Consider the following 18,427-nt stretch of genomic DNA (forward strand, 5'->3'; position numbering starts at 1 on the left):
GTTCACACCCACGGGTCGTCCGCCATGACGGCCTGGGCGGCGGACAGCCGCGAGGCCGCGTCGTCGCCGACTGGCGTCACACCCTGGTTCGCGGCGATCCCTCCGACCGCCGCGAGCAGCAGGGCCGCCGTCCCCACCAGCCGGCCCACCGGAGCAGCCGTCGCGGTCCGGGCGGTCTTGCGAGCGGAGAGAATGGCGCGGTTCATGGTGTCCTCCCGGACCCTCGTCGTCCGCCGTGGGCCGGTGCCCCGCGGTACGCCCTGAACGCTATGGAGCCCCCGTTTTCGTGCGCTTTCAAAACCCTTTCGGATCACCGAAATCGATCCGAGAGGGATAGAAAACCGCAGGTCACTAGCGTTTCGCGGTGGTTGGCCCGCGAGCAGACGCGGGCTCGCGAAACGGAGGGGACTCCATGGACTTCAAGATCCTCGGGCCCGTGTCCGCCGAGCTCGACGGCCGCCCGGTCCCCCTCGACGGCTCCAAACAGCGCACCGCGCTCGCCGCCCTGCTCCTCGCCCACGGCCAGGTCATCACCGACGAGCGGCTCACCACCCTGCTCTGGGGCTGGGATCCGCCCGCCACGAGCACCAGGCAGCTCTACACCTACGTATCGCGGCTGCGCACCCGGCTGGGACCGGGCCACGGCCTGGAACGCCACGGCGCCGGCTACCGCATGGACATCACCCCCGCCGCCCTGGACTGGGACCGCTTCCGCGCACTCGCCGAGACCGGCCGCGCCGACCTCCTCGCGGGCCGCTACGCCGACGCCGAACGCCGCCTCGGCCAGGCGCTCGCCCTCTGGAGCGGCCCCGCCCTCAGCGACGTCACCGAACAGCTCGCCGCCGCCGAGGGTCCGCGCCTGACCGAGGCGCACCTCGCCGCGACCGAACACCACACCGAGGCCGCCCTCGCCCTGGGCCGCCACGGCGAACTCGTCCCTGGTCTCACCCGGCAGGTCACCCTTCACCCCGTACGGGAGCGCCTGCGCGGCCAGCTGATGACCGCACTGTTCCGCTGCGGCCGACAGGCCGACGCCCTCTGCCTGTACGAGGAGGGCCGCCGCGTCCTCGCCGACGAACTCGGCATCGACCCGGGCCCCGAACTGCGTGCCCTGCACCAGGAGATCCTCGCCGCTACCCTGCCGGCCCCCGCCGCCCCCGAACACCTGACGACCACCCTCACCGCCGAGCCGCCCGCGCCGCGTCCGGCCCCGGCCGGTCGGGCGCCGGTCGGTCCGGCCCCCGTCGGTTGGACTTCGGTCGATCAGGCCTCCGCCGTCCCCGGCCCCGCCGCCCGCCCGGTCCCGGCTCTGCTGCCGGCCGCGCCGGGCGACTTCACGGGCCGCCAGGCCCAGAGCCGAGACGTGCTGGACGCCCTCGACAGCCACCAGGACGTCGTCATCACCGGAGCCCACGGCACCGGAAAGTCCGCACTCGCCCTGAAGGCCGCCGAACAGGCCCGCCCCGCCTTCCCCGACGGACAGCTCTACGCCGATCTGCGCACCCCCGACGGCACCCCCCGCACCCCGGCCCAGGTCCTCGGCTGGTTCCTGCACGCCCTGGGTGCCGCCCCCGGGCGGATCCCCGACGGCCTCGACGAGCGCGCCCAGCTCTACCGCACGCTCCTCGCCGGCCGCCGCATGCTGATCGTCCTCGACAACGCCGCCGACGACGCCCAGGTACGCCCCCTGCTTCCCGGCGGCGGCGCCACCCGCACCCTCGTCACCGGCATCCGCCCGGGCCTCGCCTCTCTCGAAGGCACCCGGCTGGTCCGACTGGGCCCCATGACCCCCGCCGAGGCGACCGGTCTCCTCGCCCGGATCGCCGGCCCCGACCGGCTGGCCGCCGACCCCGAAGCGGTCGCCCGCATCGCCGAATACTGCGACCGGCTCCCGCTCGCCCTGCGCATCGCGGCGGCCCGCCTCGCCGACCGCCCCGACCGGCCGGCCGCCCACCTCGCCGCCCGCCTCGCCGCCGAGGACCGCCGGCTCGGCGAACTGCGCATCGGCAGCCTCGACGTCACCACCGGACTGCGGCACGCCCTGACCGCCCTCGACCCGTCCACCGCCACGGCGTTCGCCGTCCTCACCGCCACGGACCTCCCCACCTTCACACCCCCGGACGCGGCCGCCCTCCTCGACCTGCCGCTCCACGAGGCCGAGGACGTCCTGGACCGGCTGGCCGACGCCCGCCTCCTGGAACCCCGGCCCGCCGACAACATCGTCCCGCAGTTCCGCCTGATGCCGCTGGTCAGGCTGTTCAGCCGGACCCGCGTCCTCACGGCGGTCTGAACTCCCGCTCCCCGGCGGCCCGGTGGTTCCCCCACCGGGCCGCTTCCCCATGCGCGGACTCACCCGCAGCCGCCGGCGTGCCCCTCGTCCAGGCCGTAGGTGGCGATGTACCCGTTGTCCGCGGTGCCCCGCGTGGCCAGTTCGTTCAACGCGTCGACATAATCCGCGAGAATCTCCGCCCACGGCGTTCCGCTGTCCCGCAGCAGCAGTTCCTGATCCACTGCCGCACTGCGCTCGATCTCCGTCAGAATTTCCAGGGGGTGCTGGACCAGGGGCTTCTCGAACATCATTCCTCCTGTGGGTGTCGGGCCCCGTTCAGGTCCCGCACCAACAGATTCGGCTCGCCCCCTGTACGCGTTCTCCGGTCCACCCGTATCCCTCGATACAGACGTCGTACACATCCAGTACAGAGGTGGCCCCGAAATTCCTCCCATGGACACGAACACGGTCGCGGCCGCACCCACCGAAATCAGGGAAGCGGTGATCGCCGGCGGCACCCTCACCGCCTGGATCGCCGCCGCCAGACTGGCCTCCGCCTGCCGCGGGACGGTTCGTGTCACGGTTCTCGAAACCCCGCACCGCCCCGCACACCGCGTCCCCGCCCTCGCGCCCACGGTGCAGCGCGATCTCTTCGACCGCCTGGGAATTCCCGAGAACGAATGGATGCGCGCGAGTTCGGCGTCCTTCAGCGCGGCCGTCAAATATTCGAACTGGGGCGGTGGGGAACACCATTTCTACATTCCGCAGGACGGGACGCCGCCGGACTGCGAGGGATTTCCCCTGTCCGATTTCTGGCTCCTCCGCCGACGGACCGGCCGGACGGTCGAACCCCCCGACTACGCCTGCTTCCGTGAACCGCCGCTCATGGACGCCCGGAAATCCCCCCGCTGGCTGGACGGCCGGGCGGCGATTCCGTACGGCTGGCACGCGGACACCACCATGCTGACCCATTTCCTGCGCAGAAAGGCGATGGAGACCTGCGGCGTGCGCATGGTGACCGGCGAGCTCCTCGGCGCCCACCGCGACGCGAGCGGCATGCTGACGGCCCTGCACACCACCCGCGGAGACCTGACGGGCGACTTCTTCCTGGACTGCACCGGCCACGAGAGCGGACTGCTGGCCGGCCTCCTCGGCGAACCCTTCCTCAGCGCGGCCGACCACCTCCTCGCCGACAGCATGCTGTCGCTCACCGTCCCGGACGACAGCGGCCTGCACGGCGTCGAGCCGTACACCACGGCCACCGCCCTCGCGCACGGCTGGACCTGGCGCCGCCCCCTGCTCGGCCGCTACGGCGCGGGCCTCGTCTACGCGAGCGCCCTGACCACCCCGGACGAAGCCGCCCGGAGCCTGCGCAGGACACTGGGCCTGCCCCGCGAGCCCACGGAGCTCACCCACACCCCCCTCCGCGCCGGCCGTACCAGGCGCGCCTGGGTCAAGAACTGCGTGGCCCTCGGTGCGGCCGCCTGGTCCACCGACCCCTTGGCCGACGACCAGCGCGCCACGCTCGACCTGCTCGACCGCCTGATCCGGGACCTCCCGTCCCTCGATACCCGTGAAGTCCCCGCGCCGCGCTTCAACCGGGCGGCCGCCGCCCACTACCGCGACGCCCTCGACCTCGCCCAGCTCCGCTACGCGGCCTCACCGCGCACGGACGGCCCGTTCTGGGCTCAGCAGCGCACCCTGCCCCTCTCCGACGCCCTGCACGCCACCGTGGAAGCACACCGGGCCGGCCTGTCCGTCACACCCGGGGAGGCTCCGCTGCGCGCCCTCCTGACCGCCCTCACCCCGCACACCGCGTCCCCGCCCCCGGCCCTCTCCCACCACCCCCACGCCGTTCGTACGGCCGAAGACCACTTCACCCGGATCAAGCGGCAGCAGCGGATCCTTCTGGAAACCCTGCCCCCGGCCCACACCTACCTGGACCGCCTCCACGGCCGGATCCCTCAGGGCGACGACTCGCTCGCGACGGTCTGACGGGTCCACCGCGCCAAGTGGGGTGAAACCGGCCGCAGATGAGTACGTTGAGCCGAGCGGCCCCGGCCGGAGCCGGAGCCGGGGCCGACGGACCGCAGCGAGGAACCCATGGACCACCGCACCACCGACGCCCGCCACCGGCAGGGCGTCGCCTTCCGGGACCTGCACCACGGCCCCCGGCCCTTCGTCGTCCCCAACCCCTGGGACGCGGGCAGCGCGCGCATCCTGGCCGGCTTCGGCTTCGCCGCCCTCGCCACCACCGGCGCCGGCCTCGCCCACGCCCTCGGCCGCCCCGACGGCCGGGTCGGCCGCGCCGAGATCCTCGACAACGCCCGCCAGATCGTCGAGGCCTGCGGCCTGCCCGTCACCGCCGACCTGGAGAGCGGCTTCGGGGACAAGCCCGAGGACGTCGCCGAGACCATCCGCCTCGCCGCCGACGCGGGACTGGTCGGCGGCTCGATCGAGGACTCCACCGGACGCGACGAGGACCCGGTGCGCCCGCTCGCCGAAGCCGTGGAGCGGGTGGCCGCGGCCGTGGAGGCCGCCGAGCGCCTCGGCTTCCCGTTCACCGTCACGGCCCGCGCCGAGAACTTCTTCCTGGGCCGGCCCGACCTCGACGACACCATCCGCCGCCTCCAGGCGTACGAGGCGGCCGGCGCCCACGTGCTCTACGCCCCTGCCCTGCCCGACGCCGACGCCGTCCGGGCCGTCTGCTCCTCGGTGACCCGGCCCGTCAACGTCCTGATGGGCGGCGCCCTCAAGCTGTCCGTCACCGAGCTCGGCGCCCTCGGGGTGCGCCGGATCAGCACCGGATCGGCCCTGTCCCGAGCGGCGCTCGGCGCCCTCACCCGGGCCGCTCGTGAGATCACCGAGTACGGCACCTTCGGCTTCGGGGCGGACGCCCTGCCCTACGCCGAGGCCAACGCGCTGCTCGCCGAGGGGACGGCCACCGCCGACCACCACCGGTCCCACTGACGGGCGCAGGCCAGAGCCAGGGGCGCGCGGGCGCTACAGCTCGGCCTCCAGCTGCGCCAGGTGCTCGGCCACCCGCTGCGCGGTCGGCCCGTGCATCTCGTCGGTGACGCGGCCGTCGACGAGGAAGATGACGCGGTCCGCGTACGAGGCCGCCACCGGGTCGTGAGTGACCATGATCGTGGTCTGCCCCTGCTCGTCGACCAGACCGCGCAGCAGCCTCAGCACGGTCCGGCTGGAGCCTCTGTCCAGGGCCCCGGTCGGTTCGTCGGCGAACAGCACCTTCGGGCGGCTGATCAGGGCCCGGGCGATGGCCACACGCTGCTGCTGGCCGCCGGACAGCTGGGAGGGCAGGTGGCCGCCCCGCTCGCCGAGCCCGACCTGCGCGAGCGCGGCCCGTACCTCGGCGGGGTCCGGCCGGCGGCCGGCCAGCCGCAGCGGCAGCCCCACGTTCTGCTCCGCGGTGAGCGCGCCGATCAGGTTGAACGCCTGGAAGATGAATCCGATCCGGTCCCGGCGCAGTTCGGTCAGTGCCTTCTCACCGAGCGGGCCCAGATCGACGTCGTCCACGACGACCCGGCCCGAGTCGGGCCGGTCGATCCCCGCCGCGCACTGCAGCAGGGTGCTCTTGCCCGAGCCCGAGGGGCCCATCACGGCGGTGAAGGTGCTGTGTTCGAAGCTCACGGAGATCCCGTCGAGGGCGCGCACCTGCGCCGACGACCCGGCCGCGAAACACCGGCTGACGCCTTCGAGCCTGACTACCTGGTTGTCTTGCATGCCCAACACCTACAACACACCTAGGCCGCCGCCTGCGCCCGGTACCGCCCCGGAGTGATGCCGAACTCGCGGCTGAAGGCGTGCGACAGTGCGTACGAGGTGCCGTACCCGACCCGGCGGGCCACCGCCGACAGCGGGTCCCCGGTGTCCCTGAGCAAGGTGGCGGCGAGGTTCAGCCGCCACCAGGTGAGGTACGCCATCGGCGGACGGCCGACCAGCGCGGTGAACCGCCGGGCCAGGGTCGGCCGCGACACCCCCGCCTCGGCCGCCAGGCGCTGGTTGGTCCACGGGGCCGCCGGGTCCGAGTGCAGCGCGCGCAGGGCGGCGGCCGCCACCGGATCGCCCAGTACGGCCGGCCACGCCCCGGTGCGGCCCTCGTCCATCCAGGAGCGGATCATGTAGACGAGCAGGAGGTCGAGCAGGCTGGGCACCGCGATGCAGGCGCCCGGCCGCCGCCCGTCCAGCTCCCGGCCCAGCAGGCCGATGGCGGCGCGGAGTTCGGGATGGGTGCCCGCCCGGTTCGGCAGGTGCACGACCTCCGGCAGCTCCGCCATCAGCGGGTGCACCCGGCTGCGGTCGAGCCGGTACTTCCCGCACAGCACCTCCACCGCACCGGAGCCGTCCTGCGGCCGCGCCGCCGCCCCGGCGGCCAACCGCTCGAAGGGCACGGCCCGTTCCACTGCCGCCGCGTCCGCGGGTCCGTCGGCCATCACGTGCCCGCTCCCGTGCGGCAGCAGCACCGCGTCACCGGGGCCCAGCACGACGGGGGAACCCCCGTCGGGCAGCAGCCAGCAGCTTCCCTCCAGTACGACGTGGAAGCCGGCGCCGTCGTACGGTGCGAGCCGCGTGCACCAGCGGCCCCCCACCCGCACCCGGTCCGAGGAGGGCCGCCCGATCCGCACGGCCGAGATCGCATCGCTCACCACGTCCATCGGGCCAGATTAGATGAGACGCCCTCGTATTCCGGTGAGCCCAGCGAGCATTGAGAGCCTCACCGGCTCTTTCTAGGGTCGAAGCCATGAACAGCGAGAACGTACAGCGCACCGTGCTGGGAGACGTAGAGGTCATCCGGATCGTCGAATGGGCGGGTCCGTTCGTACCCGCCCGCGCCCTCGTCCCGCAGTCCGGGACGGACGTGTGGAAGGACAACGAGGACTGGCTGGCCCCGGACCACTGGCGACCGGACGAGGACCTGGCGGTGGTGGCCCTGCAGACCTGGGTCCTGCGCAGCGCCGGACGGACGGTCCTCGTCGACACCGCGGTGGGCAACGGGCGCGAACGCCCCGGCTCGCCGCAGTTCCACCACTGGCAGGGCGACTTCCTGGGACGACTGGCCCAGGCCGGGATCCGCCCGCAGGACGTCGACACCGTCGTCAACACCCACCTCCACGGCGACCACGTCGGCTGGAACACCCACGACGTCGACGGGCAGTGGACACCGACGTTCCCGGGCGCCCAGTACCTCATCCCGGCGGCCGACGATTTCCACTTCGGCCCCGGCAACGCGTACGGCAAGGGGCTGCGCCAGGACGACCGGCTCATCTACGAGGACAGCATCGCGCCCGTCCACCGCTCCGGGCAGGCCGTGCTCTGGGAGGGCACGCACCGCATCGACGAACACCTCACCCTGGAGTCCGCACCCGGCCACACCCCCGGCTCCAGCGTCCTGCGCCTCGACTCCGGCGACGACCGGGCGGTCTTCGTCGGCGACATCCTGCACAGCCCCGTACAGATCCTGCGGCCCTCCTGCAACAGCTGCTTCTGCCTGGACGCGGATCAGGCGGTGGCCACCCGCCGACGGATCCTCGAACGGGCCGCGGACACCCGCGAGTTGGTGGTCCCCGCGCACTTCGGCGGGGCGGGCGCGGTGGAAGTCCGGAAGGCGGGCGAGGCCTTCGCCGTCACCCGTCGAGACCGGTGGTGAGCAGCCCGAAGACGTGGGCCGTCCTCCCCGCCGCCCAGCGCGACCGGGAGGCAGCCGGCCCGGTCCTCGCCCTCACGGTCACCGGCCGCGAAGCCGAGGTGGAGCGCCTGCGCGCCGAAGGCACCCCCGTCACCATGCCCGCGCCCACCGCCTAACGGGCGGCGGGGGCCCCTTCGGTGTCGAAGGTGTAGAACTTGCGGTGGTCCAGCATGTCGGCCGGGGTCACGTTGTTCCACGGCCGCATGGTGCCGCGCAGGTCGACCACGTTCGGCGTCGGGGTGGCGGGCAGGTAGGTGGACTGCGGGTGCCGGACCTGCCACTCGGCCCAGAGCATGTCGATGAAGGCGTGGTGCATCCAGAAGACCGGGTCGTTGGGAGACGCCGCGGTGGCCATGTGGCCGCCGATCCACACGTGGACGCGGTTGTGGAGGTTGGCCCCGCGCCACCCTTCCAGGTGGTTGCGGAAGCCGCCGGAGGAGCTGTTCCAGGGGGCCATGTCGTACTCGGGCATGGCGAGGACGGCGTTCACCTCGGCCTTCGTCGGCAGCTCGGGTGTGCCCGTGCCGAGGGTGCGCCGCAGGTACTGGCGCTGGTCCACCCCTACGGTGATGGCCCACTTGCCCGCCGGGTAGGCGAACGGCCCGTCCAGTACCTGCCCGTCCCGGGCGCGGCTGGTGCCGCCCATGAAGTCCGCGGCCCAGAGGGAGGAGCCAGGGGTCCGGTCGACGGTCCAGTCCCAGTACGGGAGCGAGACCTTCGGATCCACCTTCTGCAAGGCCGCTTCGAAGTCCAGCAGGAAGCGGCGGTGCCAGGGGAGGAAGGAGGGGGCGCGGTGGCCGACCCGGTCGCCGAAGTCTGAATCGCTCATGAGGAAGGCGTTGTGGGCGTTGACGTACCGGTCGTAGACGCCCGTCCGCTTGAGTTCGAGCACCGCGTTGGTGAAGGCGCGCTTCTCCTCGGCGGTGAGCTTGGCCTGATTCTTGCGGACGGTCACAGCGTGTCACCCTTCGGCGTGAACGGGACGAGGGCGGCGCCCTGCAGGTCGCGGATGGCGGCGCGGGCGGCCGAGATGGGGTCCGGAAACGTCTCGTAGTGGTTGACGACGGTGACCCAGCTCTTGTCGGCGTTGGCCATCAGGTGCAGCTCGTTGCCGTCGATCTTGATGACGGGCGTGCCGACGCCGTGGTGGCCGCCCGCGCCGAGGGTGATCTGGATACGGCGGCCTTCGTAGACCTCGTCGATGGTGCCGGTGGGTATGGAAGCGGGGGACCCGGAGGCGCCCGCCGCCGGGTCGGCGGCCGACGACGAGCAGGCGGTCAGCCCCAAGGCGGTGGCTGCGCCGGCAGTGATGCCCAAGGCATGACGGCGAGTGATCTTCTTCATGGCTTGAAGTGGTATCAGAAGCCCGTGAACGGCTGATCAGCGCCCCGGACTTCCACGGATCGGCCCGCTCGCGGGACGCCGGTCGGCCCCGGCCGCGCGACACCTGCGACTGAGCGCTTCACCTGGCGGGCTTCGCCGGCTGAAGCGCTCACGCGAACCACTCGGCCGTCTCTGAGATCACTCCTGGCAGCTGTCCCGTTGGCGGAGGTCGGGGGTGTCTTGTCGGCCGAGCTCAGCTGGTGTGAGCGGGGCGCGAGTCAGGGAGGGTGCTGGCCGGCCAGAGGCTGTCGGGGAAGGCGGCATCGTCGGAGTCGCTGTCAGGCATGAGGGTGGTGAGCATCTGCTGGGCGGTCTTCGCGTGGTCGGCGGCGCGGGGCAGCATAACGCTCTCGTAGGCGTCGAGGGCCTCGTCGATGCTGGAGTGGGCAATGACGGCTTGGGCGAGCTCGGCGCCGTCGAGCAGGGCAAGGTTGGCGCCGACGCCGACGGGCGGCATCAGGTGGGCGGCATCGCCGAGCAGGGTGATGCCGGGGACGCGCTGCCAGGAGTGGGGAACGGGAAGGACGAACACGGGCCGGTTGACGAAACCGCCATCGTTGTCGCGCACGATGTCCAGCAGGCTCTCGTGCCAGCCCTGGTACTGGGCGAGGAGGCGCGCGCGTACTGCGTGGGTGTCTGCGAGGTCGAGGCCGGCATGCCAGTCGCGGGGGCCGCGGAAGTTGATGTAAGCGCGGACGTGTCCATTGTTGTTGCGCTGCAGCACCAGGCTGCGGCGGCCTGCCTTGGCCGACATGGTGCCGCGACCGACCAGGTGAGCGATGTCGGGGTGACGGTGGTCGACGTCGTCGAAGTGGGCTTCCACCAACGTGACACCGACGTAGAAGGGTTGGGCGTCGGAGAGCGCGGGGCGCACTCGGGACCAGGCACCATCGGCGCCGATGACCAGGTCGAAGTCTTCTCCCGTGCGGTCATGGTGGTGCAGGCGGGCGGTGCCACGGGGCAGTGGGGTGACGGCCCTTACGGAGTGGCCCCAGCGGACCGTGTCGGGGGCGAGAGAGTCCAGCAGCAGCGCGCGAAGCTGTCCCCGGTCGATCTCAGGCCTGCTCAGATCGTCGTCGTCGGCCTGGTCGTGGCGTATCAGGGTCGCGTGGCGGTCGTACAGGCGCCACTCCTGGCCTTCAGGCCGGGACAGGGCGAGGAACTGGTCGAACAGTCCGGCTGCGTGCAGGGCTGCCTGGCCTGTGTCTTCGTGGATGTCGAGAGTGCCGCCCTGCGAGCGGGAGTGGGGGTCGGTCTCACGCTCGAAGACCGTGACCGGCACGCCGTGCTGCTGCAGGACACGAGCGCAGACGAGGCCGCCTAGGCCGGCGCCGGCGATCGCGATGCGAGGTGCGGTGGACATGAGGGTCACGCTCCGTTCGACGGTTGAGGAGAGGGCCGGTGTCTTGTGGTGGCGCCCTGCTTCAGGCAGGCGGATCACTCGTTCCGGTGCGGGAACGCGTGCTGGGGTTCCGGCAGTTGGGTGCTGGTCAGGCGTCCCCACTCACAGAAGCACAGCAGATCTAAAAGTACAACTGCTCCGATTTTCTACTCGACCTCCTTTGTGATCGAATCTCCTCAAGGAGGTAAGGTGGGGGCGTGACCGAGACAACGACAGGACGCCGCGAACGCAAGAAGGCCCAGACGAGGCAGGCCCTGGCGGATGCCGCATTGCGGCTGTTCACCGAGCACGGCTTCGACAACGTCGGCGTACGCGAGGTGGCGGAGGCGGCCGACGTCTCGCTGAGTACGCTCTTCAAGCACTTCCCCAGCAAGGAAGCCCTGGTCTTCGACCTGGACGCGGACATCGAGGGCGCCCTGGTCGCCGCCGTTCGCGACCGAGCCCCCGGCCAGCCCGTGCTGCACGCCCTGCGCGACCACATGGTGCACACCCGAACCGCCGTGCGGACCGACGACCCGACTTTCGTCCTCGTCGAATCCACCCCCGCGCTGCGCGACTACGCCCGACGCATGTGGTCGCGCCACGAGAACACGCTGGCCACCACCCTCGCCGAGGCCACCGGGCTCGCCCCCGACGCCCCCGCCGTCACCGGCCTGGCACGCTTCGCCCTGCAAACTCCCGGCATCGCCCGTGCAAGCGAAGACCCGGCCAGGACCATGCGCGACCTGTTCACCCTGCTGGAACATGGCTGGGCCGCCACCCCCCTGGCACAACAGGAAGACCGCCCGCGTCGGAACGGGTGACCGCGACCTCTCCAAAGGTCGCAACGCTCTCGCCGAATGAACCACTGTGTGACTGAGCGCTCGACTTGGCCCGTCTGGCCAATCAGAGCGCTCAGCTGGAGCCCGCATCCAGAGCCATCCGGTCGGAAGCTAGCGACCCACCGTGCTCCAGTCAGCGGGGGCAGGCGGCACCGTACGGCCTGCGATGTGTTCGCGGAGGCGCCGGGTCAGTTCTGGCAGATCGTAGGCAGGGAAGCTGACCTGCAGGAGGCGCAGGGCGAAGTCCGACGGCTGGTCGCCCTGAAACATTGCCGCGTCCATCGGCTTGATCTTCACGTCCCAGGCGTCGGGGGCGGCCCAGTGCGTCATCCGCACGTAGAAGGCATCCCGCGGTCCGGCATTTGCTACGGCCGAGAGGAAGGAGAGTCCGCTGTCGACCGGGAAGTCGATGAGCATCCAGCCGCGGCGGGACTCCACCCACTCCGCCATGTGCGGCAACTTCGCTGGCCAATCCGCGTTGCTCTCGGCCAAGTCCTGGCAGCAGGTGAACGTGTCGATGCCACACTCCCAGATCGCCTGGATAGCTGGTGCGAGCTGCTCGTCGATCTGGGCGTGGAGGTTGCCCACCCGGACAAGAACGGTGGGATGCGTGCCTTCGTAAGACGTCATCGCAGGAGCATAGAAGCGGAGTACGACATCACAAGTAGGCGGAGCCCGCTGGCAACATGCTCCGCTTCAACCAGCCGCGCACCCGCTAGCCGGACACCCCCTGGGAGCGCTCAGCGCCTCAACGACTGCACCACGACCGCCGCCGACAGCAGGAGTCCGGCACCGGCCATCACCTTGGCGGCCGTCGGGCGTTCGCGCGGGTCCGCCCCGGTGGCCAGCAGGAGCTGCAGCGCCGAGGGGAAGAACAGGAACATCCCGGCCATGGCGCCGATGAACGACCACAGCACCAGCAGCGCCGCGATGGTGCCCGCGACGTAGACGAAGCCGGACGGCCGGGCGTACAGGAACAACGGCACGGAGACCACCGCGGCGGTCGCGAAGGCGAGCGCCGGGATGGCGGAACCCGCGAACCATACGATCAGCACCGGTAGGGGGGTGACCACGGCGCACAGCACGAGGCCGAGCTGCCATGGATGAACGCTCGCTCGCGCAGCGGCCTGCATGACCAACCCCCGGACCCGATGACCTGAACGCGTTCAAGCTACCGGATCCGGGGGCGTGCTGCGTCAGCGGGTGCACCGGCCAGCTGGACAGCAGGTCAGCGCGCCAACCGCTACTCTGCGTGCCAACAACAACGCTCAGCGGGGCCAACTCAGCGCTAAGGGGCCAACTCGGCCGCTCAGTCTCAACCACTCCTGCGACGGGTGCCGCGCGGGGTACCGGACTCCGCGGCGGGAGGGCCGGAATCGCTGTGTGGCCAGCTGGGCGCCTCGGAGCGGGTGAATGCGCCCGCCGTACCGGAAGCTCCGTGATCGGACGCCCAGGGCCCCGTTCTGCGCGTCGTATTTATGGTGTATGAGGAAAATTCACCGAATTGCCCCTTGGGGCGCTGGTGCCAGGGGAGCCGAGGCCGGAGGTCACGCGGCTGCCGGTGAGTGGTCGTGCGTCTCAAGGGTCACGATGCAGGAAAAGGCGACCGTCCCCCGCTGCAGCGCGACCACGTCCACGCGCGGCCGGCCCTGTTCGTCGGGCAGCGTAGGCTCCGCCGCGATCGAGCACGGGGCGTCGAACTCGACGTACTGGAAGAACGTCGAGTCGAAGCCGACCGCCCTCGCGTGGGCCGGGGAAACCCGGGCCAGCGCAGACTGGCGGGCGGCTTCCAGCAGCAGCATGCCCGGTACGTGGTCCACCGGGTGGTCGAAGAGGACCGGGTGCGAGGTGTCGGTGCGCAGCAGCCAGCGGGCGGGTCCGTCGCCGGCGGACAGCACCACGTCCGTGTGCCGCTCGCGCGCCACGACGGCTGCCGGTATCGGCGGGGCAGCCCGCCCGGCCGCGGCCATCGCGGCCACGGGGTCCGCGTAGCCGGCGCGCAGCCGCTTGTAGATCGCGGGCGGGTTGCTGGTGAAGCGGGCGCGGGCCGTACCGATCGGCGCGCCGTTCGCGAAAGCCTCGACGTCCATGGTGATCGCGGCCATGCGGGCTGCGCGCCGCACGATGTCCGAGCAGGTGATGCGCAGTTCGACGACGGCCGGGCGGTGCTGGACCCGCATCGCCGCCGGATCGACCGCGTACGTGAAGTACTCCCAGATCAGCTGGTGTCCGAGCGGGACCTCGTAGGCGGCGTGCGAGAGCAGCGGGATGCTCTGCCGCACGGTCTCCGCGAACAGCAGCGGATCGAAGACGCCGCAGCGCGGCTCGTAGAAGGTGTGTGCCACGGGCCAGTGGGCGCTCACGGTGAAGGTGTTCGAACCGCGTCGCTCCCAGCCGGTCAGGAGTACCTCCGCCGGTCTCCGCTTGTGCACGAGCAGTTGGAGCAGGTCCGCCGAGGCGACTCGACGTGACTGCTGTTCAGGAATGGCAGGACGGAGAGGACGGAGGGGACGTAGAGGAAGGGCGGGACGGTCGAGCCGGTCAGGTAAGGCACTGGAACGGACATGCGCAGACTGGATGCTGATCATCGATTCACTCCAGATACGGCCGAGCAAGCCTCGTAGTGACCTCAGTCGCTGGCGGTGGGGGGACCGAGGGCCGTAACATAACGCGTGTTCTTTTTATTTGTCGAGGGAGTTGAGGGCCTGTGCACGAACCGAAGCAGGAACGCGCAGCCAGGACGCGGGAGCAGATCCTGCGAGCAGCAGCAACTCTGATCGAGGAGTACGGGTACCGCGGCACCTCGATGCGGGCGCTGGCCCAGCAGGCCGGAGTCACGTTGGGAGCCGTCTACTTCCACTTCCCCAACAAGGAAGAGCTCGCGCGTGCCGTCATCAACGCGCAGCCCGACACGATCGTGCCGTACCTGGGATCCGCCGGCCTCCAGCGCCTGGTCGACATCACGCTGGTGTGGTCCTGGCGCCTTCGGACGGACCTGCTCCTGCGCGCCGGCGTCCAGCTCGCCGTCGAGCAGCGGGCCCTCGGCGTTCAGGACGACACCTCGTTCCGCGACTGGGAGGAGATCATGGAGGCCTGCCTGAAGGACGCTCAGGCAGCCGGCGAGCTCCTGGACGGGATCGACCCGGCCGAAGTGGCCCAGTTCATCGTCGGTACGTGCACCGGCACCCAGTTGCACTCGCAGCTGATGTGCGGGAGGGCGGACCTCACCGACCGCGTGGTCAGGATGTGGCGGTTCCTGCTCCCGGGCCTGGCCCCTGCCGCGGTCGCGGCCTCCATCGACCTCGACCCGAACCGTGGGAAGGGGGAGTCGATCGCGTGCTGAGCGCCGGCGCCGCCACCGGCGGCGACAGACGCCGGCGCATCGTGGTGGCGGGCGCGACAGGAACCGTCGGAAGACGGACCGTCCGCCTGCTGGCCGCCCGCCACGAGGTCTCGGCGCTGACGAGGGATCCGGTCCGGGCGGCGCGGGCGGGCCTGGCGGGCCGGATCGTGGGCGCCGACAACGACGACCGCCCGGGTCTCGTCCGGGCCTGCGCGGGAGCGGACGCCCTGTTCGTGATCACCGGCGATCCGCTCCGCCTGTCCCACGACGAGAACCTCCTGGCGGCGGCGCGCACCGCCGGCGTACGCCACGTCGTCAAACTGTCCGCGCTCGCCGTCACCGACCCGCGGGCCACGGACGCGATGACGCGGCGGCAGCGCGAGTGCGAGGAGATGGTGCGTACTTCGGGCATGGACTGGACCCTGCTGCGCCCGCGCGCGTTCATGTCCAACGCGCTCGGCTGGGCGCCGGGCGTCCGGCGCGACGGCGCGGTGCGGGCGCTGTACGGAACATCGCGCAACGCCTGCGTCGATCCCCTGGACGTGGCCGAGGCGGCCGCTGCGGTCCTGACCGGACCCGGACACCACCGGGGCGCCTACGCCCTGACCGGCCCGGAGGCACTCTCCGCACGGGATCAGACCGATCGGCTGGCATCCGCGCTGGAGCTGCCCCTGCGCTTCGTGGAACTGACGCTCGACCAGGCGCGCGAGGCATGGAGACGACGCTTCTGTGAGCAGATGGTGCAGGCCCTGACCGAGAGCGCCGCCCGGCAGGCGGCCGGTGCCAAACTCCAGGTCGCCCATGACCTGGAGCGCCTGATCTCCCGCCCGACGCGCACGTTCGGGCAGTGGGCGGCGACCCACGTGGCCGACTTCCGGCGGCCCGTCACGTCGTGAGGAGGATCACCGGGTTCGGCAACCCCAGCCGGGGTTGAATGAGGGCCATGCGATACGAGGGGTTGCTCCAGGGCAAGGCCGTCATGATCACAGGAGCGTCGAGCGGGATCGGGGCCGCTGCGGCCCGACTGTTCGCGCAAGAGGGCGCCGACGTCGTCCTGATGGCGCGCCGGGAAGACCAACTGACCTTATTGGCAAAGGAGATCGTGGAGGGGGGAAGACGGGCGACGGCGGTCGTCGGCGATGTCACCGACCCCGGGGACGTCGAGCGTGCCGTGGCCGCCACGGTCCAGGCGTACGGCCGTCTGGACGGAGCGTTCAACAACGCGGGCTGGGCCACGGCGGGGACCGCGCTGCACGAGACCGACGACGAGGTGTTCGACCGTGTCATCGACGTGAACCTGCGCGGGGTCTGGAACTGCCTCAAGCATCAGATACGCGCCATGCTCGCCGCCGGCTCCGGCGGCTCCATCGTGAACACGGCCAGTGTGGCGGGAGTGCTCGCGACGGGAGCCACCGCCTCCTACATCGCGGCCAAGCACGGGGTGGTCGGTCTGACGAAGGCCGCCGCCGACGAATACGGCGATCAGGGCATCCGTGTGAACTCGCTGGTCGTGGGGAGCACGCTCACCGAACTCATGCAGCAGGTGCTCCACGACACCCCCGCATTGGAGGAGCCCTTCGTCTCCCGTTCCGCGCAGAAGCGGATGGCGCGGCCCGTGGAGATCGCGCAGGCCGCGGCCTGGCTCCTCAGCGGCCGGTCGTCTTTCCTCACGGGCGCCGCGGTGCCCGTCGACGGCGGCTGGACCGCCAGGTAACCGCGAGGCTCCACAAGGCAGCCGGACGCCCACCAGGGCGGCGCCCGGCTGCCTCTTTTTTGCCCTCAGAAGAAAAACGAACGCTAGCTATGTAATCTTGCCGGGGACGTAACCCCACAGTCGTCCCCCAGATCTGACGGGCCATCCGAGGTGCGGCGGGCGGTACAGGAGCGCGGAAACACTCATGACGGACACGACTGCGGTCCTGCTCGCCACGGAGACGGACGAGCAGCGCTCGGCCCGCTTCGAGCGGGACGCCGCCTGCCACCGAACCCTGCTGAACGCCCACGCCGTCCGCCTGACCTGCAACTTCGCGGACGCGGAGGATCTGGTCCAGGAGACGTACGCCAGGGCGTACCGCAGCTTCCACCAGTTCCGCCCCGGCACCAACCTGCGGGCCTGGCTGCTGCGGATCCTCACCAACGCCTTCCTCACGGCCTACCGGAAGCAGCAGGTGGAGCCGCGCATCGCGCACACCTCGGACATCGAGGACTGGCAGCTCGCCGGCGCCGCCTCCCACACATCCGTGGGTCTGCCCACGCCGGAGTCCCAGGTCATGGACCGGATCCCCGACCCCGTGATCGTCGAGGCGTTCCGGGCGATACCGGGCGACTTCCGGACGGTCGTCTACCTCGCCGATGTCGAGGGCCTGCCGTACGAGGAGATCGCCGAGCGGGTCGGCATTCCGTACGGCACCGTCAACTCCCGTCTGCACCGCGGGCGCAGGCGCCTGCGGAGCCTGCTCGACGGACACCTCGGCTACCGATCCGGCTGAAGCCGGCAGCGCGACGGGCGTGCGGCGGGCGTGGCCCTGTCGGCGGTCCGGGCTGGCGGGGTGTCTCCACTGTGGCGTTCACTTTCAATTCATTGCAACGAACAGGGTGGGGTTTGTTGCGTTAGGCTTTAGGTCGGTGCAACGATTTCCTGACCTTGACCTGCAATGATGGCAATTTTGCGCAACGAGTGTGTTGCCCAGTCTTTGAACGCAACGTAGCTTTTCCCTCATCGGAAAGAGCGGGCCGACGGAGCGCCCGCTACTGATGAAGGAGAACGCCTTGCAGAAGTTCGACACCGCCGCGCCGATCGCCGCCGTCCTGGACATCCCCGCGGGACGTATCCGGTTCATCGCCGCCGACCGGGCCGACACCACGGTCGAGGTCCTGCCCGCGGATGCCTCCAAGGGCCGTGACGTGAAGGCGGCGGAGCAGATCGAGGTCGGATACGCCGACGGCGTCCTGCGGATCGGGGCCCCGGCCGCGAAGAACCGGATCCTCGGCAACTCCGGTTCCGTCGAGGTGACGGTCCAGCTGCCGGCCGGCTCCCGCGTCGAGGCGAAGGCGGCCCTCGGCGAACTGCGCGGCGTCGGACGTCTCGGCGACGTCGCCTTCGAGGCCGCACAGGCCACCGTCAAGCTCGACGAGACCGACAGCGCCCACCTCACCCTGCAGGCCGGTGACGTCTCGGTCGGCCGCCTGGGCGGCCCCGCTCAGATCAGCACCCAGAAGGGCGACCTGCGCATCACCGAGGCCGTGCGCGGCACGGTCGAACTGCGCACCGAGGCCGGTGACATCTCGGTCGGCGTCGCCCGCGGAGTCTCCGCCTCGCTGGACGCGGGCACCTCTTACGGCCGCATCCACAACGCGCTCAACAACACCGACGGCGCCGCCGCCGGCCTGAACATCCACGCGACCACCGCCTACGGCGACATCACTGCCCGCAGCCTCTGAAAAGCCTGGCCCCGACGCGGCACCGACCGTGCCCACCTCGCCGGCGCCCTCGCTCAAGCCC

Annotated in this window: 21 protein-coding genes; 11 read left to right on the forward strand and 10 right to left on the reverse strand. The window is 71.2% G+C overall.

Translation table 11 applies throughout. The features are described 5' to 3' along the window. Window positions 1-2: 2 nt before the first annotated feature. The gene (locus ACFYOB_RS30425) at window positions 3-206 is read right to left on the reverse strand and encodes a hypothetical protein (protein ID WP_388565114.1); all 204 of its coding nucleotides are present in this window, start codon (window positions 204-206) and stop codon (window positions 3-5) included. 206 nt (window positions 207-412) lie between these two features. On the opposite strand from ACFYOB_RS30425, the gene ACFYOB_RS30430 reads away from it, so the two are divergent. Continuing rightward, the gene (locus ACFYOB_RS30430; RefSeq protein WP_388565116.1) at window positions 413-2,290 is read left to right on the forward strand and encodes a BTAD domain-containing putative transcriptional regulator; all 1,878 of its coding nucleotides are present in this window, start codon (window positions 413-415) and stop codon (window positions 2,288-2,290) included. Window positions 2,291-2,349: 59 nt separating this feature from the next. Here the strand turns inward: ACFYOB_RS30430 and ACFYOB_RS30435 are convergent, their stop codons facing one another. Next, a complete protein-coding gene (locus ACFYOB_RS30435; protein ID WP_388565130.1) occupies window positions 2,350-2,577 on the reverse strand; it encodes a DUF6269 family protein in 228 nt (75 codons plus the stop codon). A gap of 145 nt (window positions 2,578-2,722) precedes the next feature. Between ACFYOB_RS30435 and ACFYOB_RS30440 the strand changes: the two genes are divergently transcribed. Continuing rightward, window positions 2,723-4,264 (forward strand): tryptophan 7-halogenase, encoded by a 1,542-nt coding sequence (locus tag ACFYOB_RS30440; RefSeq protein ID WP_388565133.1) that lies wholly within the window; start codon window positions 2,723-2,725, stop codon window positions 4,262-4,264. 108 nt (window positions 4,265-4,372) lie between these two features. Next, window positions 4,373-5,239: an isocitrate lyase/phosphoenolpyruvate mutase family protein gene (locus ACFYOB_RS30445; protein ID WP_388565135.1), complete on the forward strand. Its 867-nt coding sequence runs from the start codon at window positions 4,373-4,375 to the stop codon at window positions 5,237-5,239. Between the two features lie 33 nt (window positions 5,240-5,272). On the opposite strand, the gene ACFYOB_RS30450 is transcribed toward ACFYOB_RS30445, so the two are convergent. Further along, on the reverse strand, window positions 5,273-6,013 hold the full coding sequence (locus ACFYOB_RS30450) for an ABC transporter ATP-binding protein (RefSeq protein ID WP_388565138.1): 741 nt from the start codon (window positions 6,011-6,013) through the stop codon (window positions 5,273-5,275). Window positions 6,014-6,033: 20 nt separating this feature from the next. Further along, window positions 6,034-6,945 (reverse strand): AraC family transcriptional regulator, encoded by a 912-nt coding sequence (locus ACFYOB_RS30455; protein ID WP_388565140.1) that lies wholly within the window; start codon window positions 6,943-6,945, stop codon window positions 6,034-6,036. A gap of 86 nt (window positions 6,946-7,031) precedes the next feature. On the opposite strand from ACFYOB_RS30455, the gene ACFYOB_RS30460 reads away from it, so the two are divergent. Further along, window positions 7,032-7,937 (forward strand): MBL fold metallo-hydrolase, encoded by a 906-nt coding sequence (locus ACFYOB_RS30460; RefSeq protein ID WP_388565143.1) that lies wholly within the window; start codon window positions 7,032-7,034, stop codon window positions 7,935-7,937. Continuing rightward, complete coding sequence (locus ACFYOB_RS30465) at window positions 7,934-8,092, forward strand: hypothetical protein (RefSeq protein WP_388565146.1); 159 nt, start codon at window positions 7,934-7,936, stop codon at window positions 8,090-8,092. Before ACFYOB_RS30460 ends, ACFYOB_RS30465 begins: the two co-directional genes overlap by 4 nt. Here the strand turns inward: ACFYOB_RS30465 and ACFYOB_RS30470 are convergent. The 3 genes from ACFYOB_RS30470 to ACFYOB_RS30480 form a co-directional block, all read right to left on the reverse strand. Next, the gene (locus ACFYOB_RS30470) at window positions 8,089-8,931 is read right to left on the reverse strand and encodes a tyrosinase family protein (RefSeq protein WP_388565148.1); all 843 of its coding nucleotides are present in this window, start codon (window positions 8,929-8,931) and stop codon (window positions 8,089-8,091) included. The genes ACFYOB_RS30465 and ACFYOB_RS30470 overlap by 4 nt on opposite strands. Beyond that, the gene (locus ACFYOB_RS30475) at window positions 8,928-9,320 is read right to left on the reverse strand and encodes a tyrosinase cofactor (RefSeq protein ID WP_388565151.1); all 393 of its coding nucleotides are present in this window, start codon (window positions 9,318-9,320) and stop codon (window positions 8,928-8,930) included. Before ACFYOB_RS30475 ends, ACFYOB_RS30470 begins: the two co-directional genes overlap by 4 nt. Window positions 9,321-9,552: 232 nt before the next feature. Next, entirely contained in the window at window positions 9,553-10,722 is a 1,170-nt protein-coding gene (locus ACFYOB_RS30480; protein ID WP_388565153.1) for an FAD-dependent oxidoreductase, read from the reverse strand. A gap of 236 nt (window positions 10,723-10,958) precedes the next feature. On the opposite strand from ACFYOB_RS30480, the gene ACFYOB_RS30485 reads away from it, so the two are divergent. After that, window positions 10,959-11,564: a TetR/AcrR family transcriptional regulator gene (locus tag ACFYOB_RS30485; protein WP_388565156.1), complete on the forward strand. Its 606-nt coding sequence runs from the start codon at window positions 10,959-10,961 to the stop codon at window positions 11,562-11,564. Between the two features lie 129 nt (window positions 11,565-11,693). On the opposite strand, the gene ACFYOB_RS30490 is transcribed toward ACFYOB_RS30485, so the two are convergent. From ACFYOB_RS30490 to ACFYOB_RS30500, 3 genes are all read right to left on the reverse strand, one after another. Continuing rightward, on the reverse strand, window positions 11,694-12,212 hold the full coding sequence (locus ACFYOB_RS30490; RefSeq protein ID WP_360703742.1) for a hypothetical protein: 519 nt from the start codon (window positions 12,210-12,212) through the stop codon (window positions 11,694-11,696). 110 nt (window positions 12,213-12,322) lie between these two features. Beyond that, a complete protein-coding gene (locus tag ACFYOB_RS30495; protein ID WP_388565159.1) occupies window positions 12,323-12,637 on the reverse strand; it encodes a hypothetical protein in 315 nt (104 codons plus the stop codon). A gap of 492 nt (window positions 12,638-13,129) precedes the next feature. Then, window positions 13,130-14,014 carry a ScbA/BarX family gamma-butyrolactone biosynthesis protein gene (locus ACFYOB_RS30500; RefSeq protein WP_388565162.1) on the reverse strand — a complete coding sequence of 295 codons (885 nt, stop codon included), beginning with the start codon at window positions 14,012-14,014 and terminating at the stop codon, window positions 13,130-13,132. 275 nt (window positions 14,015-14,289) lie between these two features. On the opposite strand from ACFYOB_RS30500, the gene ACFYOB_RS30505 reads away from it, so the two are divergent. The 5 genes from ACFYOB_RS30505 (at window position 14,290) to ACFYOB_RS30525 (ending at window position 18,366) form a co-directional block, all read left to right on the forward strand. Further along, on the forward strand, window positions 14,290-14,925 hold the full coding sequence (locus tag ACFYOB_RS30505) for a ScbR family autoregulator-binding transcription factor (RefSeq protein WP_388565165.1): 636 nt from the start codon (window positions 14,290-14,292) through the stop codon (window positions 14,923-14,925). After that, complete coding sequence (locus ACFYOB_RS30510; RefSeq protein ID WP_388565168.1) at window positions 14,919-15,821, forward strand: NAD(P)H-binding protein; 903 nt, start codon at window positions 14,919-14,921, stop codon at window positions 15,819-15,821. Before ACFYOB_RS30505 ends, ACFYOB_RS30510 begins: the two co-directional genes overlap by 7 nt. A 47-nt stretch (window positions 15,822-15,868) precedes the next feature. Further along, window positions 15,869-16,639, forward strand: coding sequence for an SDR family NAD(P)-dependent oxidoreductase (locus ACFYOB_RS30515; protein WP_388565171.1), 771 nt, complete (start codon window positions 15,869-15,871; stop codon window positions 16,637-16,639). Window positions 16,640-16,823: 184 nt separating this feature from the next. Beyond that, window positions 16,824-17,414, forward strand: coding sequence for a sigma-70 family RNA polymerase sigma factor (locus ACFYOB_RS30520; protein ID WP_388565174.1), 591 nt, complete (start codon window positions 16,824-16,826; stop codon window positions 17,412-17,414). Between the two features lie 280 nt (window positions 17,415-17,694). Next, window positions 17,695-18,366, forward strand: coding sequence for a DUF4097 family beta strand repeat-containing protein (locus tag ACFYOB_RS30525; RefSeq protein ID WP_388565278.1), 672 nt, complete (start codon window positions 17,695-17,697; stop codon window positions 18,364-18,366). Window positions 18,367-18,427: the final 61 nt, after the last annotated feature.

Source organism: Streptomyces sp. NPDC006463 (genome assembly GCF_042870715.1).
GTDB lineage: Bacteria > Actinomycetota > Actinomycetes > Streptomycetales > Streptomycetaceae > Streptomyces.